Below are 17,839 nucleotides of genomic sequence, written 5' to 3' on the forward strand. Positions count from 1 at the left end.
ATGATTGCGTTTTTGCTGCGCGGCTAGCACGCTTTGAGATACGAATATCCTCATAGGCTAATTTTCCTTGTCAGATTATAGCATAAGGCCAGTCTCCGGAACAAGAAGAGAGCATGCAGGAGCGACGTCACTCAAGGAGAAGACCATCACGCCAAAAAGTTGGGAGCCGCCTTTACAGTTCCGGGTGGCAGTTCATTGCGTACTAACCGTATACTATTCGAATAGGAAATAAAGTCTTCTTTCCCTGATATCACATAAAAGGGCAGATGGCGCCTACCCACCCGGCTCTGCAGCGGCTAAACCGGATGGGCAAAAGTAGCGAGACAACAGGTTTATACCATAAAATAGAGAACACAAAAGAGAAGGAGTCGTCAGTGAGCGATATAAGCATCCCCCCATATGACGGCATGCCAGTAATAAGCACTCAACGATTAACAAAGGCGTTTGGAAATCTTGTCGCGGTCAATGACCTGAATTTGCAGGTCATGCGGGGAGACGTGTTTGGTTTTTTAGGTCCCAACGGATCAGGCAAGACCACTACAATCCGCATGCTACTTGGACTCATTCACCCAACGGCTGGTCGGGCTGTGCTTTTTGGCATGGACAATGCCTATCAGCTACCAGCTATTTTGCAGCGCATCGGCGCTATCGTTGAAACCCCAACGTTTTATCCCTATCTATCGGGCCTGGATAATTTGCGTGTCATCGCGGCCAATTCGGGGATGGTACTGGGGAGAGCCAATAGCCGGCGCTATGAAGAGGTATTGGATATAGTTGAGCTCAAACAATATCAGCACCTTGCCTACCGCAAGTATTCGCTGGGCATGAAGCAGCGGCTCGGCATCGCCGCAGCCCTGCTGGCGGATCCGGAACTGGTGATGCTCGACGAGCCGACCAACGGGCTTGATCCCGCCGGCGTCATTGAGATCCGCAAGCTTATTCAGCGCCTGGCGGGATTGGGCAAGACCATTTTCTTATCCAGCCATATTCTGTCAGAGGTGCAGCAGGTCTGCAATCGTGTGGCCATTTTGCGCAAAGGCAACCTGGTCAAGCAGGGTGATGTCAAAGAACTGCTGCGCGAAAAAGAACAGGTCGAGATCCGCATGAGCCAGCCGGAAGAGGCACTGGAAGCACTACGCATCTTACAGCAAATAAAAGTTCATGAAGCTGACTGGATCGGGCATATCGTGATCGAACAGAATGCCCTGCGCCAACCGCTGCTGCTAGTGGATGCTCCGGCCGTCCGGTCCGCTGATATCAATCGCTTACTGGCGCGCCATGAGCTGTTCGCGGCCGAATTGCATCCACGTGAAGGGAGTCTGGAGGCAGTCTACTTACAGGCAACGGCACAACCCAATCAACCTGGCGAGATCACAACGCTTGAGGCACCATACGAGCAAAAGCAGGTTGCCGATCATACAACTGATCGCACACGAGGAGCGGCGAAATGAACAATCAGATAGAGACAGCGATAGATCAACCCATTCCGGCCCCCGCGCGCAGCGAGCATGTCATAATGGGCAATCAGCATTTCATGAGCGTCCTGGGCCGTTCCATCGCAGGTGAGCTATACAAAATTCGTCGGCGCGCCATGTCCAAGGTTCTGAGCACCATCGCCCTCATAACGGTCATCCTGGCCCTGCTCTTTACAAACTCAACCTCGTCGCGTCTTTTCCCCAATATGATCGACACCACGATATCGATTGTCAACTTCATCGGTACGATCCTGTTTATCATCCTGGCCGGCACAATTGTCGGTGGTGAATATTCGGTTGGCAGCATTCGTCTGATGCTGACGCGTGGACCAACACGCCTACAATTTTTGCTGGCCAAGCTGGGAACGATGCTGGTCTGCATATGTATCGCGTTCATCTCATTGATAGTTGTTGGTATAATAACGTGGGTGCTATTAAATTTGCCCGCGGGCCGCAGCATTGATTGGAGCTTTTTGAACGCGAATTGGCTCTTACATACAACGCTCTACTTTCTGGCGACCCTGCTAAGCGTGTTTACTTACTGTGTGCTGGCGATCAGCCTCTCCACATGGGGAAAAGCAACGGCGGCGGGCGTCACAGGCGTCTTGATCTGGTGGTTCCTGGAAGGTGGTATTAGCAGTCTCTTTACCATTTTAGGAAGCCAGATGCAGAACGCATTTGGAACCTTTTTCGCCGCCATCCCAGATTATTTTATCGGTAACAACCTGTCGGCCCTGCGCACGAATCAACAGGACTACCTGCTGGGAGAGGCCGCGGGCGCAATCAATGATCTCCATGCCGGTATTGTTATCATTGTCTACCTGGCACTGTTCGGCGGCATCACCTGGTGGGCGCTGAAGACACGCGACATTACCAATTAAGGTCACACCGGTGACCATAGATAGAAAAGATAATGCTCAACGCACAGACTATTAAGGAATATGCATACAGCCTGGGTTTTGACGCGGCCCGCATCACCAGCGCCGCAGCATTCCCCGAGACCAAACAGATTATTCAAGAGCGCATCGGGCGTGGCTTGATGGATGGCTTGCCGTGGTTTACCTCCGAGCGGGCAGAAATCTCCTGCCATCCAGATGCTCTGCTACCCGAAGCACAATCTATCATTACGCTGGCATTGTGCTATCTCACAGAACAACCCGAGGCGCCTGACGAAACAAAACCACATGGTAGCATCTCGCGCTACGCCTGGGGAGATGACTACCATGATATCATCAAGCCTAAATTGCAGCAGTTCGCCAGCTGGCTCAAAGACTACGCGCGGGATCAGGAAGGGAATGAGGTAGAGACGCGCCTGTTTGTGGACACAGGCCGCATGGTGGATCGTGCCGTCGCCCAGCGGGCCGGTCTGGGCTGGTATGGGAAGAATACCAATATTCTAACCAAAGGTTGGGGATCGTGGGTCTTTCTGGCCGAAATCGTAACGAATCTTCCCCTGGCATCCGACGAGCCACTCAAAGCCAACTGCGGAAGCTGTGAGATATGCCTGCACGCCTGTCCCACCGGCGCCCTGCCCAATCCCTATGAGCTGGACAGTACGAAGTGCATCTCGTTTCTGACCATCGAACTACGCGGCAGTATTCCCATAGAGATGCGGCCCCTGATGGGCAATCTGATCTTTGGCTGTGATATCTGCCAGGAGGTGTGCCCGGTCAACAAGGTTGCTGAGAAGCGTCTGGGCCTGCGTGATACGCAGGGCAGGCCGGTCATTCCCCTACGAACAATTCAGAGGCGTGCCAGCGAGCCTGCCATGGACAGCCAGCCAGTGAGGAAAGCATTTCAACCACGTAGCGAATTTCAGACGCGTCCAGCCGTTGGCAGCACGCCTGAACTGATCCCCCTCCTATCGCTGACGGAAGAGGAATTCAGGGAACGCTTTCGCCGCAGTCCCATCAAGCGTACCAAGCGGCGCGGCTTCTTGCGCAACGTATGCGTGGCGCTGGGCAACAGCAAAGATCCCCAGGCGATTCCCGCACTCACCAAAGCACTGCATGATGATGAGGCATTGGTTCGCGGCCACGCAGCCTGGGCCCTTGGAAGCATTGGCGGCGCCACGGCCAGGCAGGCGCTCCACGACGCCCGGCAAACCGAGCAAGATCCAGAGGTGCTTAAGGAGATTCAGTACGCCTTAACTATGTAAATTCAAGCCTGCGTTTTAAAAAAGGAGGTGGATGATACCGGTGGGCCAACTGGCCCACCGGTATCATCCACCTCCTTTTTTAAAACAAAAAACCACCAATGACCTGAATAAAGATCGTTGGTGGAAACACTGTGTTAAGCTGGGGCAAGCCCGACACCTACGAAAGATTACCATTTCCTCAATTTTGCCGAGCCATCCGTCAGCCAGAGACTGAAGCAGAAGACACGCATTCCGTGCCACGATGAAGATACCTGTTGGTGAAACAAGCCGTACGATCATTAGGGCGACTTCGCTGCGCCTGTTACCAGGTGTCCACGTGTCGTCTATCTACCAGGTCGTCTTCCTGGGATCTTGACTCTTCTAGAGAGTGGGAGAACTCGTCTTGGGTGCGGCTTCGCGCTTAGATGCTTTCAGCGCTTATCCCTTCTCGACATAGCTATCCAGCTCTGGCCCGGGCAGGCCAACTGGCACACCAGCGGTCGAGCCATCTCGGTCCTCTCGTACTGGAGATGACGCCCCTCAATTCTCCTACGCCCACGACGGATAGAGACCGAACTGTCTCGCGACGTTCTGAACCCAGCTCGCGTGCCGCTTTCATGGGCGAACAGCCCAACCCTTGGGACCTACTCCAGCCCCAGGATGCGACGAGCCGACATCGAGGTGCCAAACCTTGCCGTCGATGTGAACTCTTGGGCAAGATAAGCCTGTTATCCCCGGGGTAGCTTTTATCCGTTGAGCCACACTCCTTCCACTCGGGAATGTGGGATCACTAAGCCCGACTTTCGTCCCTGCTCGACCTGTCCGTCTTGCAGTCAAGCTCCCTTGTGCCTTTACACTCTCGTGGGTGATGTCCATCCACCCTGAGGGAACCTTTGGGCGCCTCCGTTACCCTTTGGGAGGCGACCGCCCCAGTCAAACTACCCGCCTGATCCTGTCCACGTCCCGGCTCACGGTGACGTGTGAGAAACAAAACACAACGAGAGTGGTATTTCATTGGCGTCTCCCCCACCCCCACAAGGGTAGGTTCTCCGACTCCCACCTATGCTACGCATGCTCTGCCTCGTTTCGAGGTCAAGGTGTAGTAAAGCTCCACGGGGTCTTTTTGTCCTGTCGTGGGTAACCCGTATCTTCACGGGTACTTCAATTTCGCCGAGTCCTCTGTCGAGACAGTGCTCAACTCGTTACTCCTTTCGTGCGGGTCGGAACTTACCCGACAAGGAATTTCGCTACCTTAGGACCGTTATAGTTACGGCCGCCGTTCACCGGGGCTTAGATTCGCAGCTACGATCACCGCTCCTCGTAACCTTCCGGCACTGGGCAGGAGTCAGCCCCTATACTTCCGCTTTCGCGTTCGCAGAGACCTGTGTTTTTGGTAAACAGTCGGTTGAGCCAATTTCTTGCAACCCCCTCACGCCACTCCGAGGAGCATCGCTACTAGGGCACCCCTTCTTCCGAAGGTACGGGGTCAATTTGCCGAGTTCCTTAACAGAGGGTCGCTCGATCACCTGGGGAGTGTTCCCCCTGCCTACCAGTGTCGGTTTGCGGTACGGGCGGAGATGGCTCTGGCGAGAGGCTTTTCTTGGCGGCCTAGGGGCCGATGACTTCCGCGGACGCAACGTCCGCTCGCTGCACGTGTCATGCACAGGAAACCGGGATTTGCCTCGGCTTCGCACTTCAGCGCACAGACCCATCCTGTCCAATCGATGGGCTCACCTTCCTTACCGCGTCCCCCCATTGCTCGTAACGAGCATCTCCGGTGCAGGAATCTCTGACCTGCTTTCCATCGCCTACGACTATGACGTCCTCGGCTTAGGACCCGACTCACCCTGGGACGTTTGACGGTGCCCAGGAACCCTCAGGCATTCGGTGTGTCTGGTTATCACAGACATGACGCTACTCATTCCGGCATTCTCACTTCTCTTCGCTCCACCAGTCCTTGCGGTCTGGCTTCTCGGCTTGAGAACGCTCCCCTACCAATCCATCTAGGATGGATTCCATGGCTTCGGTAATCCGCTTAAGCCTCGATACGTTGTCGGTGCCACGACACTCGACCAGTGAGCTATTACGCACTCTTTAAATGGTGGCTGCTTCTAAGCCAACATCCTGGCTGTTTGGGCGTTGTGACCCCCTTTTACACTCAGCGGATACTTGGAGACCTTAGCCGATGGTCTGGGCTGTTTCCCTTTTGACGACGAAGCTTAGCCCCCGCCGTCTCACTTGCATGCATGCTGTCCTGGCATTCGCAGTTTGCTTGGGTTTGGTAACCTGCACGAGGCCCCTAGCCCATTCAGAGCTCTACCTCCAGGATAGTTCATCATACAGCTGTACCTCAATACATTTCGGGGAGAACCAGCTATCTCCGTGTTCGATTGGAATTTCTCCCCTATCCACAAGTCATCCCCCAGTTTTGCAACACTGGTGGGTGCGAGCCTCGACGGACTGTCACATCCGCTTCACTCTGCTCATGGATAGCTCACACGGTTTCGGGTCGCATCGCCGCAACCGCTCGCCCTGTTCAGACTCGGTTGCCCTATGGCTCCCCAGCTTTAACGCTGGTTAACCAGGCTACGACGATGCACTCGCCGGATCATTCTACAAAAGGCACGCCATTAGCCCTTGGTTCCTCATGGAACAGTGGCCTCTGACTGCTGGTGAGTACGTGGTTTCAGGGTCTCTTTCATCCCCCTCTCGGGGTGCTTTTCACCTTTCCCTCACGGTACTTGTTCGCTATCGGTCGCTAAAGATGTGTAGCCTTGGAGGGTGGTCCCCCCAGCTTCCCACAAGATTGCACGTGTCTCGTGGTACTCAGGATACCGACCCACGTCAACAAACCGTCCTCTACGGGGCTCTCACCCGCTCTGGCCACGCTTTCCAACGTGTTCGAGTAGTTCGTCGTTGCTTGTTGTCGGTCCTACAACCCCGATGGACCCGAAGGTTCATCGGTTTGGGCTCCTCCCGGTTCGCTCGCCACTACTACGGGAATCTCGGTTGATTTCTTTTCGTCGGGTTACTGAGATGTTTCAGTTCACCCACTGCCCCCCGTCACTGCCTATGTGTTCAGCAGGCGGTCTCCAGACATCACTCTGGAGGAGTTGCCTCATTCGGAATCTCGGGGTTCATCGCTTGTATGCAGCTCCCCCCGAACGTTTCGCCGGTCTCCGCGTCCTTCTTCGGTCTTTAGCGCCAAGGCATCCACCTCGTACTCTGTGTAGCTTGTTCTCTACGTCTCTTCATCATGTACTATGAATGCTTTGACTTCTACTCTTCTTCTCGAAGAGAGAAATCGATCCTCTGCTTCAACTCTGGCTGGCAAGATGTGCTCAGCAAAATTGAAGAAATGATAATCTTTAGTTGTTAGTGTGCTTTTTATGCGGCTCGCATCGCTCTCGTGCGGCGCTCAGATAATATGCCATACATTGCTGGCTTTGTCAACACTTTTCTGCAGCTTTTTTTGGCAATGTGCCAGATTGGTGCACATGAGCCTGCTAAGGTACTGGTCAACTGATACACGACTAGCTGTATTACCTCTTTAAACAAGAACCTGTCAGGCTCACATTTAACGCATGCAGAGCGCTGAATCTCCTGATGTCAGAGATAAGGGGATAGAAGATGCAAATACGCCAGTTCGTAGCGCATGGGCTACAACAGGTGCCTAAGCCAATGGGATGGCAGCGAAAACGCAACTTGACGTTTAAAGATTGTTATGCTAAAATTGTCGGAGTGTAGTATGAACCTGACAATCCACCTATCAAAAATATGGTGTGTTGCAGTGTGACAGAGTAGTCTCAACGACAAATTATGAAGTAAGCAATTGAAAATTTTTCTTCCAATTATTTAGGGAGGGAGAAATGCCGGCCACGTTCAGTTACGCGAACATCTTACATGCAGTCGGTCAGGTTCTTGACCAGATTGGTGTCAAGAGCATCGCAATCCATGAAGAAGAGGATGGTCTCTTCGTAGAGGGTTTCAATAGTGACGGCCAACTACAGGTACAGATGCGTTATGATATCGCCAGTCTGTATGAATTAGTGAGCAGAGCGGATATAGAGGCAGAAGAGCACACCACAACTCAAACTTCCGGTGTGTTAAGCCGTTTCCTCTCTGAACATCATCGCGAGCTGGTTGGAGCATCACTTTAATACGTTTGGGAACAAATACGAGAAAGAACCGGGGGCAGACCTCCGGTTCTTCTAACTTAAATTACGTGGGTAGGGGGAGTAAACTAGCTACAGCAAGATCTAGTGCATGTATATCTACTTATCATCACACAACCACTTTTTCCCGTAGTCCCGCATACTATCGATTACAGGCACCAGGTCATACCCCTTCTCCGTTAGCGAATATTCAACGCGAGGAGGTGCTTCTGCAAATGTCTGACGACTGATAATTCCCTCTTCTTCTAAAGAGCGCAGTCGTTCGGAGAGTGTTTTGGGGCTGATGCCCTGGAGAGAGCGTTCTAACTGATTAAACCGCTTGACACCAGTGGCTAAATCACGAATAATAAGTATCGTCCATTTACCGCTCAGGACCTGAGCCGTTCGGGCAACCGGACAAATTGATTTATCTATGAGATGAGACTCTATTAGCTCCATTACTGGTTACTCTTTGTATCTCTTGTTCTTTCTCAACTACAGAATATACCATAGTAGGTACGCAAAGTAAAGCGCAGACCTCTCGACTTTAACCATAAAGTATGATATGCTCATAGCTAAGAGGATACACTGCTAGGTAATCCGAGCACCTGAACAATCATAAATCTTGGCCTGCGCGGTTTCTCCCTATGAGAGGAGAAGGTTGTGCCCGAAGATATTGCTTTATTCATCGATTTTGAGAACATACGTTACAGTATGCTGAATATACAACGGCGAGAGCCCGACCCACAGGAACTAATTGCTGTGGCTCGCCGCTATGGCACTGTTATGGTCGCCCGCGCTTATGCGGACTGGTCTCGGCAACCCGAGCCGTTTAAGGGGAGCCTGACGGCAGCGATGATCGATCGTGTCGATTGTCCTGCCAAGCAGAGGGACCGTATCCGCATGGGCACGATTCATTATGCATCTGGTAACACTCCGACTGGCTCTCTTGGCTCCTCAAACTACGTTGCTGAGCAGGGAACCGGCGCTTATCCCCGGCAGTGGCCCTCGAACATCTCAGGTAATTCTGGTTCACTTCCCGCGATTCAACCAGGAATGCTGAACAATGGTTGGCCCACTGAAGCAGAGTCCTTGCCACATGACCTGGACGACAATTTGCTCTCCGACGAGGAACAGCCTCCCGATGAGCAGTACTCCACGTCAGATGACCCGCAACGCGAGCCTTATCGCCAATCACCCTATGGGGCCTCCTATGGTCAATCCAGTCCGACTGGTCCACTTGGGCAAAGTAATACTGGTCCTTTAGGATATTCTAATAATGTTCAGCATACCGGCAATACTGGTCATATGCCCGCCGTTAATCCTGGCAATAGCACTATTGTACAGAGTACGGTTGTGCAGAGTACGGTCGACCTGAATATGTTGATGGATATTATTGAAACTGTTTTTGATCGTCCCACCATCTCGACATTTGTGTTGATGACTGGCGATAAAGATTTTACTCGAATCAGTGCCCGCTTAAAGTTACGCTTAAACAAAACTGTTATTGTTGTTGGTATTCCAGGAACCGTCAGCCGAGATTTAATCAGTAGTGCGAATCAATTTGTGCCTCTTGTTCCAGGTGGCGTAGGCAGTACCACCGGGCAATTACCGATTGTCCAGATGTCACCCAGCAATGCGCTGGGCGCGAGTACCGGATCTATGCCCGCGGTCAACTTTAATAATAGTGGATCTCAATATCAGCAGTCACCTTATGGCAGCCCGCCAATGGATGTACTTGATCCACAATTCTTACAGTTCCTCGATTATATCGACCGCAACTGGTCCTGGCGCACAATCATCGGAGTGTCTAATTTTATTGGCGATCCAGTCAATCCAAAGAACCGTTTCCGTGGCCGTTTAACACGTGAATCCGCTCGCGAGCTGCTTAATAACTGTATTCAACAGAATATTCTGCTCGTTCAGGCTGATGCGACGGGGGCGGAGGATTTGCGCTTGAATCGTGCCCATCCCGGTGTTGATGAAGTACTCAAACAATTTGTGCGTTAATACTTACGTTAAGCTAATTAAGTTTATTCTGTAAAAGCTCAAAAGAAAGAACGTGAACCCGGTACGGGCCTCCTCCGACCAGGAGTGAGGCCCGTACCGGGTTCTTTGTTTTACGCCTATAGTTTATTCTCTACTTTCTATGGAGGTTTTTATGATAGATGAGTCACGCGTCTCATTTCTAGAACGCCTGATCAGCAGTCCCAGCCCGTCTGGCTTTGAGCAGCCAGTACAACAGGTCGTGCGTGAAGAAGTCAAACAATACACCGATGAGGTGCGTACCGATGTCCATGGCAATGTGATTGCCGCCCTCAATCCCCAGGGGACACCTCGCGTTATGCTGACCGCTCATGGTGATGAGCTCGGCTTTCTGATTCGTTATATCGATGAACAAGGCTTTCTTTATTTCGCCCCCATTGGGGGATTTGATCCTTCGACGCTCCCTGGCAACCGTGTGCATGTACATACCCCTTCAGGTCCCATCCTGGGCGTCATTGGACGGTCTCCGGTGCATACATTGAGCAGCGAGGATCGCGGCAAGAGTCCCAAACTGGCGGACCTGTGGATCGATATCGGCGCCACCAGTCAGGAAGAGGCCAGGGAACTGGTACCCCTGGGAAGCGTAGCAACGCGTGCGGCCCTGCTGGAACGTATGCAGAATGATACGATCGTGTCGCGTGCCCTGGATGATAAGTCCAGCGTCTTTGCTCTGGTAGAGACGATGCGCCGCCTGCATGAAAAGCGCGAAGCCTTAAAGGCAGGCGTCTTCTTCGTCTCGGCGGTCCAGGAAGAGGTAGGCTCACGCGGTGCACAGACGGCGGCATTCAGCGTCGATCCACTGATCGCGGTCGCGGTTGACGTCACCTTTACCTCTGACCATCCGGGCACCTCGAAAAAAGACCTGGGAGATGTCAGGCTGCATGGCGGTCCCGTTCTCTCTATCGGCGGTCATATCAATCCACGCATCTACCAGCTGCTTGTAAAAGCGGCCGACGAGGCAGGCATTGCCTGGCAGGTTGATCCCCAGGCCGCGCGTACCTCTACAGATACAGACGTTATCCAGGTGGTGCGTGGCGGTGTTGCGACCGCCCTGGTGAGTATCCCTTGCCGTTACCTGCATACCGGCTCCGAGATCGCCTCACTGAAGGATATTGATGAGGTCGCCGAACTGCTGGCACGCTTTGTGCTGGCGCTGGATAAAGACACCAACGTCATTCCTTAAACAGCCTTCAGAACTAGAGGAATGAAAAAGGAGGCGGCTCGAAACTTATCGAGCCGCCTCCTTTTTCATTCCTCTTCAATCTGATCGTCGCTTGCCCTATCTGTACTGCAATGATCTTTCTAACCAATCCACAGCATCTTTGGCTTCTTTCAATCCCACGCCGGTCATTTCGCGATAATACTTGATGGCCTGAATTTTTTGTCCTGCTTGAACCAGGGACTGCAGCTTATCTGTATCCATATACTGAGAATTTAGTGTTGCCGCACCCTTCAATTCTCTCTCAATGTTATCAACAGCTTGCTTTGCTTCTCTCAGACCCACGCCAGCACGTTGCCGATAGGTTTTAATGGCGAAGATCTTACCTTTATACGTAAGGTCCCAGGCAATCTCTTCCTGCAAACTTGTAAAGGAGGGCTTTTCAGGCTCCCATTGCTGGCTCCTATTTTTGAAGCCGCCAAAGACAGGCATACATGACCTCCAAATCGTATAGATTACATCGGGGGCATCTGCTGTGGATATTCAGCTTTAGGCTGATATGGATCCTCTTGCACCTGCTCAGGGGCCTGCTCATACGTCTCTTCAGCGTAACGTGCACGCTCATCATTTACTGGTGCCTGATATTGATAACCCTGCTGATAGGACTGATAATATGGCTGCTCTGCCTCAGCCGTTTCGCGCGGCTGCGGAGTCGGCTGGTAGTATGGCTGCTGAGGCGGATTTGGAGCGCCTGGATTGTAGTAAGTCTGCGGCGGATTCATACTGCGCGAACTCATCCGGCTGATAAATGCGATTATCAGAAAAACCACAAATCCTGCAAAGATGAGGCTCCACAAATGATTGGGCAACACCCAGAAAAAGGCGAAGAACAACCACCAGGGGAAGCCACCAAACCCCCTGCGTCTGCGGCGATAGCGTGGATACCCCGAACGATCGTCAAACCAAAACATGATATAGTCCTCCTCGCAGCGTTCCTGCGAGCGTATCCTTATCTGTATCTCTACGAATATTTATCACTAAATGTTATATTAGGCCCGATCCAAATATAACATTTAGCAATTTCCGTGTCAAGTGTTACCAATTTTTCCGGCGCACGTATTTTAAAATGCGTCGCAAAGAATGTGCGAATATTGGAAATTTAGCATTCTCTTTAGAGAATCCAACGTAATATCAGGGCTTCGATCCAATTACTTCTCAGGAGGCCATCTGTTTAAATAAACGATATAACGTATTACGAAATGGGACGTGAAAAAGTTGAAGGTATGGTTTCTAGATGACGGCGAGACTTGCTAGATTCTGAGGAAACTCGCTTCTGACGCGAGATCAGGATGTATTTGACCAGTTCAACAAAAACGCTGGCATCTGAAACCTGCGATAAATAGCTAACATCCAGACATGTATCATCGATGCTTATCAATGCAATGCCCGAATCGATATATGCGCAGGCGCGCAACTGCTCCCACTGAAAAAGCTGCTGGCCGTTATCAATACCTTCCCAGCTTACGGTAAAGCGGCCGAACAGAACGGGCTCACCGGAGTAATAGGCCGAGCGGGCACGCGCAAACAGGTAGCGGAATGCTTTCCCGTAAATAATGTGCTGGACCGCTGTGCTATTGGCCCAACTGCTACGCAATTTCAGGCTACTCCCATTACTGCATACGATCCGCGCGCATCCTTTATTTGAGCGTATCGATGTAATCTGCTCCCAGCGTATAATGCGCCGGCGCTGCAATTTATCCATAAACAGGCAGCCATCGGTACAGATCATGATGGAACGGGAGAGGGGCATAAAATAGAGAGCGATGACAACTATGATGGATCCCGCGACGCAAAGGAATAAACCACCAAAAACATAGGCCGCCGGATCAGGCGGCGTAGCGTGAATCATTACCAGGTAACTACCCAGGAAGACCGGCAGCAGACTGGCAATGGTGCCAAGCACATTGAGCGCGAATAAACGCTGATTGCCAAGTCGATACATTATCCAGCCAGCAATAGCAGGAACGGCCAGCATGGCCAGTATCCATAACCATGCCGTAGCAAGATGGTAGGTAATGGTGGCAGAGATGGTCAGTATAGAACCACAGGTAAAGCAAAATAAACCCAAAATCGCGACAACGGCGAGCTCAACAAACAGGATAAGGTTATGGGATGAGAAGGAATGAGGAAAATCAAAACGAAATTTCCGTGTAGGAACACCTAATTTATACTTTTTGGCAAGTAAATGGTCTTGAGGTAAGATATGATTTGCCACGAGCAATGTTCCTTTAGATTAAGGCTGGAGTGCAGGGATTCGAACCCCGATTACCTGATCCAAAGTCAGATGTCCTACCATTGGACGACACTCCAATATGCTCACCTTCACTATAATAGCTCTTTCTTTACTGGTTGTCAATACACATCTCAGGCAAATTCAGACTGATCAGTTTACGCCTCCCAAAGTATGCAAGGCTCTCAGATAAATATATGTTTATCCTGAGTTTATATAAATAGATCGTCATCATATTCTACTTTTCTTCTTGTGTTGACACTCGCTTGTAGCACTGGTAAATATACTGTATTCATGGCATGGTGGTGCAACAAATACAATACCGAAATCAGGAGCAAAAATATGGGTACGTGCATACAGCGCCAATCATTACAATCATTATGCATGAATGCCACCGTATGTCTGCTGGCCTTGTTTATGCTGGCAGCCTGTTCACTGGGCAATGGAAATTCTGATGCGAACACAACCACGAAAAAACCTACAACGCCAACCGCGATGCCCGCTACGGCCACGGCTACGCCAATACCCTCTATAAAACTGGGCACCCAGTCCTGCCCGTCGGCCGTCAGTCAACCGTCTTATTGGAACGCAAAAATACCTACACAGGCGAATGTCAACCAGGTCGAAACTGTCACCTGCGCCAATTTGATGGGGAAGGTCGACCTGCAGGCATTGGTCACAGTACGCTATGCGGGTGCCGGACATATGCTCGATGTGCATGTCTACAACAATATCACCAATCCCAAACCCGATGGGATTTTTCAACTCACCAACCTGTATAATGGTGAGGCCAGGATTAGCGCGTACAATACCCTGTTAACCAGTGAGGCCAATCAAAAATCCCCACAAAATCTGAATCAGCCCCCGTCTTCAATCACCGATGATCTGCAGCGCGAGTTCAAGTGGTCAGACAGCAACCAGACGCTCGTGCCGGTGACGTTTCCAGGCTTCTTCCCCAGCACCACGCGCTACCAGGCGGAAGCGGATCAGCAAAAGGTGAATCAGGGACAGGAAGCCTGGCAGTTGAACGCGGAGGTAGTGGCCAGTAAATTTGTGGCGCAGAGCAAACTCTTCAACTGGCAAAATAGCATACAGACGACAACGGTCAGCGGTGGTGGAAAAAACGACGTCAATGCTATCGTTAAAGTCGAAAAGACCGCTCCGGCCGGAAGAGACTCTGTCACCATTAACATGAGCCGGCTGGAGAATAACGCCAATGGTGGCATCTGGATCGTGACCAGGGTAGATAGTCCGCAGCTATCCATTACTTCCCCAGAGCAGCAGAGCCGCATTCAGAGTCCCGTTACCGTGTCAGGTAAAGGAACGGCTTTTGAAGGGGTGATTGGCAAGATTTCGATTTTCGATAGTCAGTATAATATGCTGGGTAACGCCAATGCCCGTGGTCAGCAGGGCAATGGCATGACCGCTTTCTCGTCTCATGTAAACTATACGCGCACCTTCAAGAATGGAAGCGAGGAAGGGGTCGTGGTGATATTCTCTTACAGCAACGCCGATGGCAGTGTAAATGGATTGGCCATGGCCAAAGAAATCTTAAGCTAGCATCTCATTCTATGGGGCGCGGATGCGCCCCATAGAATGAGATGCTAGCTTCCCCGGTTTTATATATTAGTGCATAGGGACGCGGATGCGCCCCATAGAATGAGATGCTAGCTTCCCCGGTTTTATATATTGGTGCATGGGGACGCATTCGCGTCCCCATGCACCAATATATAAAACCAGAGCGGCCGCGCAGCGGACGCGCGTGCGGGGACGCTCACATCCCGCTTGTAGCACAAAAAAAGGGGAGATCAAGGGCGCAGACCCTTGTCTCCCTTAATCATCTCAAAACAAAGAGATGATACCACCTGAGCGAGCTAAGCATCATGGTTGGTACATCAGGGTTTCTCCTGATGCTTTATTTTCTTACCCTCTTTATAGCACATGAAGTGGTTGACGCCTACACCTTTAAGGCTTTTGCCAGTTTTTTTTATCTTTTTTTAATACGTTCGATTATAAACCGAGATGAGTAGATGAATATATGTAGGTGATTGATAATCTCCTTGTCATCCTGCCTCATCAGGCACGAACGGGAGGGCCCTGACGGATAAATGGACGCAATTCCTGCAGGGTTCCCCGCTCCCAGCTGAGATTTTCTATCCACCAGTTCGCGCCTGCCTCCTCATAGACAGAGGCCAGAGCGGCATCATGCCCACGATCCTTTCCATCCATGATGCCCCATTGGACACATGCATAATCGGCGGAAGCCTGACCGGAAGTCTGTTGAGAACGAACATAGTCAAAGCAGGCATGTGCCTGTTCCGGAGTCATCTGCTCCGTCATGCTCACCCCCTTGCCGATCGGACATACGCCGTCCCAATTCGCCGCCCGGCGCATCGGCTTTTTATTGGGCCAGACACCACCAACCCAGATCGGGATGCGCGGCTGCTGAATCGGGCGCGGCAGATGACGAACATTTTCGATCTGATAATATTGTCCCTCATAAGAGATGCGCTCGCCGCTCCAGAGCAGTGAGAGCAGTTCAAGCGCTTCATCCATGCGCGCACCATGCGTTTGTGTTTCTCCAGGCTCGTGGTAATTAACGTATTCAATACCACCACCGCTTCCAACGCCCAGAATCATGCGCCCAGTGGAGAGTTGATCCAGCGTGGCTACTTCACGAGCCAGTTTCCAGGGGCGGCGCCTCGTTACAGGAGTCACCATCGTACCGAGCCGAACGCGCCGGGTACGCATCGCCATCGCGGCCAGCATCACCCAGGGATCAAGTACCTCATCACCCCACTTATCACCGATGTGATCCCAGACGAAAAAGCCATCCCAGCCAGCCTGTTCAGCTTCATACGCCACTTCCGCTACCAGGTGAATATCTGCAAAATCTCCATGACAATTAGGGATCGCAAGTCCAAATTTCATGCATTTTCTCCTCTCAAGCTTGCTCTTTATTATACGTTATAGTCAAGCTCGTTATAAAAAGGTGCTTTACGTTCGTCATCGTGGGGCACGTAAGCGCCCCCGCTACGCGGCCGCATCGGTTTTTATATGGGTGCATGGAGTGCGCGGATGCGCACTCCATGCACCCATATAAAAACCGAAAATCTTATTAATATCCATACAATTTTGCAGTCTATATATAGACAAGAGCGCAAAATATCTTCTCATTGCTAGTGCAGTGGCTGCTTAAATCACATCTTTTGTGCCGGCAAGGAGAGAAGAGTTATGAGGAGGCGTCTACACGGGGGCGCTTTGAGGTTCATGGTGATACGCTTCATGCAGGCATATCTTAGCAATGGCACAGAATGAACCGGTCAATAGAAAGAGTGAGGCACGCATGAGAATTGCACAGGTAGCACCACCCTGGATCGCAATACCACCGAAAAGCTATGGTACCACTGAATATGTTATTTACCATCTCGTTGAGGAGCTAGTGGCTCTTGGACATGAAGTGACTCTGTTTGCTCCTGCAGATGCCCACACATCGGCTAAACAGGTTTCTTTTATTCCAAAATCGTTGATTACTGAAGGTGTGCCCTGGCAAGCGACGCTGAAGGCATATTACCACCTGCATAAATCGCTTGAATATATTGCTGAGCACGATTTTGATATCGTGCATACCCACCTCGCCTCCAGCAGCGATATGTATATTTTTCCGCTGGCGGCGCTGATGCCGACGCCGCATGTGATGACCCTGCATGGCTACTTTCCATTCGATCGTACCGTAGATAACTGGACAGGGGATGCGGATGGCTATTTTATGGAGTGGGCGCAACATGTGCCTCTGGTTGCCACGAGCGAAAGCGCGCGCAAGCAGGTAGCTCGGCTCGCGCCACAGGCGCACTTCGCGGGCGTGGTACATCATGGTATCCATGTTGAGGAATGCGAGATCAGTGCCCAACCCATCGGCGATTACTTTATCTGGCAAGGGCGCTTCACATATGAAGCCGGCGCCCACCTGGCCATCGAGGCCGCCAGGCGTGCGCGGCAGCCGTTGATCCTGGCGGGCATCAAAGAGTCCCACAATCGCGATGCGATGGATTACTATCGACACCTGGTGGAGCCATATATCAATGGGCAGGATATCCTCTACATCGGACCGGCAATGTATCGCAACAATATCGAGCTCTTACGCCAGGCCAGGGCGCTGCTGGCTCCACTGCAATGGGAAGAGCCATTTGGCGTTGAAATGATCAAAGCGATGGCCATGGGTTGCCCCATCATCTCGTTCGCAGCCGGGGCGGCCACAGAAATCGTTGATCACGGGCGGACAGGATTTCTGGCGCACGACGCTGCGGAGATGGCACACTACATGAATTACATCTCTGACATTGATCGTAGACAGGTGCAAGCGCATGTCGAGCGCTACTTCTCAGCCCGCGTGATGGCCGAAAAATATTTGACCATTTATCGCAATGTCATCACCTCCCCAGGAGGCGGTGGAGGGGTCACAACCCCTGCTAACACGCAGCCCCTGGTCGGAGCGGCTACCTCAGATATGCTCTCCGCGTAGCAATGGCGCTCGTGGATCAGTATATATATCGGCCTCGCGGTTCTCTCCCACTGCGA

General features: G+C 51.6%; 13 protein-coding genes, 1 tRNA gene and 1 rRNA gene. 8 read left to right on the forward strand and 7 right to left on the reverse strand.

Annotated elements, in window-relative coordinates; translation table 11 throughout:
• Positions 1 to 374 precede the first annotated feature (374 nt).
• From AABA21_RS20555 to queG, 3 genes are read left to right on the forward strand one after another with little or no spacing between them, the layout of a single operon-like run.
• Positions 375 to 1,451, forward strand: a complete 1,077-nt coding sequence (locus tag AABA21_RS20555; protein WP_338253327.1) for an ABC transporter ATP-binding protein — start codon at positions 375 to 377, stop codon at positions 1,449 to 1,451.
• Complete coding sequence (locus AABA21_RS20560) at positions 1,448 to 2,356, forward strand: ABC transporter permease (protein ID WP_338253328.1); 909 nt, start codon at positions 1,448 to 1,450, stop codon at positions 2,354 to 2,356. The genes AABA21_RS20555 and AABA21_RS20560 overlap by 4 nt, the downstream gene beginning before the upstream one ends.
• Positions 2,357 to 2,388: 32 nt before the next feature.
• Positions 2,389 to 3,633, forward strand: coding sequence for a tRNA epoxyqueuosine(34) reductase QueG (gene queG / locus AABA21_RS20565; protein WP_338253329.1), 1,245 nt, complete (start codon positions 2,389 to 2,391; stop codon positions 3,631 to 3,633).
• 258 nt (positions 3,634 to 3,891) lie between these two features.
• Here queG and AABA21_RS20570 read toward each other — a convergent pair.
• Positions 3,892 to 6,852 (reverse strand): 23S ribosomal RNA (locus tag AABA21_RS20570).
• Between the two features lie 629 nt (positions 6,853 to 7,481).
• Between AABA21_RS20570 and AABA21_RS20575 the strand changes: the two genes are divergently transcribed.
• Entirely contained in the window at positions 7,482 to 7,772 is a 291-nt protein-coding gene (locus tag AABA21_RS20575; RefSeq protein ID WP_126595299.1) for a hypothetical protein, read from the forward strand.
• A gap of 114 nt (positions 7,773 to 7,886) precedes the next feature.
• On the opposite strand, the gene AABA21_RS20580 is transcribed toward AABA21_RS20575, so the two are convergent.
• Positions 7,887 to 8,225 carry a winged helix-turn-helix transcriptional regulator gene (locus AABA21_RS20580; RefSeq protein ID WP_338253331.1) on the reverse strand — a complete coding sequence of 113 codons (339 nt, stop codon included), beginning with the start codon at positions 8,223 to 8,225 and terminating at the stop codon, positions 7,887 to 7,889.
• 204 nt (positions 8,226 to 8,429) lie between these two features.
• Here AABA21_RS20580 and AABA21_RS20585 point away from each other — a divergent pair, with 204 nt between their 5' ends.
• Together AABA21_RS20585 and AABA21_RS20590 are read left to right on the forward strand one after the other, a co-directional pair.
• Positions 8,430 to 9,776, forward strand: a complete 1,347-nt coding sequence (locus tag AABA21_RS20585) for an NYN domain-containing protein (protein ID WP_338253332.1) — start codon at positions 8,430 to 8,432, stop codon at positions 9,774 to 9,776.
• 151 nt (positions 9,777 to 9,927) lie between these two features.
• Entirely contained in the window at positions 9,928 to 10,995 is a 1,068-nt protein-coding gene (locus AABA21_RS20590; RefSeq protein WP_338253333.1) for a M42 family metallopeptidase, read from the forward strand.
• Positions 10,996 to 11,091: 96 nt separating this feature from the next.
• Here the strand turns inward: AABA21_RS20590 and AABA21_RS20595 are convergent, their stop codons facing one another.
• The 4 genes from AABA21_RS20595 to AABA21_RS20610 all read right to left on the reverse strand — a co-directional run bounded on the left by AABA21_RS20595 (position 11,092) and on the right by AABA21_RS20610 (position 13,341).
• Positions 11,092 to 11,463: a ribosomal protein L7/L12 gene (locus tag AABA21_RS20595; protein ID WP_338253334.1), complete on the reverse strand. Its 372-nt coding sequence runs from the start codon at positions 11,461 to 11,463 to the stop codon at positions 11,092 to 11,094.
• A gap of 23 nt (positions 11,464 to 11,486) precedes the next feature.
• Entirely contained in the window at positions 11,487 to 11,942 is a 456-nt protein-coding gene (locus AABA21_RS20600) for a hypothetical protein (protein WP_338253335.1), read from the reverse strand.
• A 281-nt stretch (positions 11,943 to 12,223) separates the two neighbouring features.
• Positions 12,224 to 13,246 carry a DUF6585 family protein gene (locus tag AABA21_RS20605; protein WP_338253336.1) on the reverse strand — a complete coding sequence of 341 codons (1,023 nt, stop codon included), beginning with the start codon at positions 13,244 to 13,246 and terminating at the stop codon, positions 12,224 to 12,226.
• A gap of 24 nt (positions 13,247 to 13,270) precedes the next feature.
• A tRNA-Gln gene (locus AABA21_RS20610) sits at positions 13,271 to 13,341 on the reverse strand.
• A 262-nt stretch (positions 13,342 to 13,603) separates the two neighbouring features.
• Here AABA21_RS20610 and AABA21_RS20615 point away from each other — a divergent pair.
• The gene (locus tag AABA21_RS20615) at positions 13,604 to 14,821 is read left to right on the forward strand and encodes a Gmad2 immunoglobulin-like domain-containing protein (protein WP_338253337.1); all 1,218 of its coding nucleotides are present in this window, start codon (positions 13,604 to 13,606) and stop codon (positions 14,819 to 14,821) included.
• 516 nt (positions 14,822 to 15,337) lie between these two features.
• Here AABA21_RS20615 and AABA21_RS20620 read toward each other — a convergent pair.
• Complete coding sequence (locus AABA21_RS20620) at positions 15,338 to 16,192, reverse strand: LLM class flavin-dependent oxidoreductase (protein WP_338253338.1); 855 nt, start codon at positions 16,190 to 16,192, stop codon at positions 15,338 to 15,340.
• Positions 16,193 to 16,607: 415 nt separating this feature from the next.
• Here AABA21_RS20620 and AABA21_RS20625 point away from each other — a divergent pair, with 415 nt between their 5' ends.
• On the forward strand, positions 16,608 to 17,783 hold the full coding sequence (locus AABA21_RS20625) for a glycosyltransferase family 4 protein (protein WP_338253339.1): 1,176 nt from the start codon (positions 16,608 to 16,610) through the stop codon (positions 17,781 to 17,783).
• The last annotated feature ends 56 nt before the right edge of the window (positions 17,784 to 17,839 follow it).

It is taken from the genome of Dictyobacter halimunensis (genome assembly GCF_036245075.1).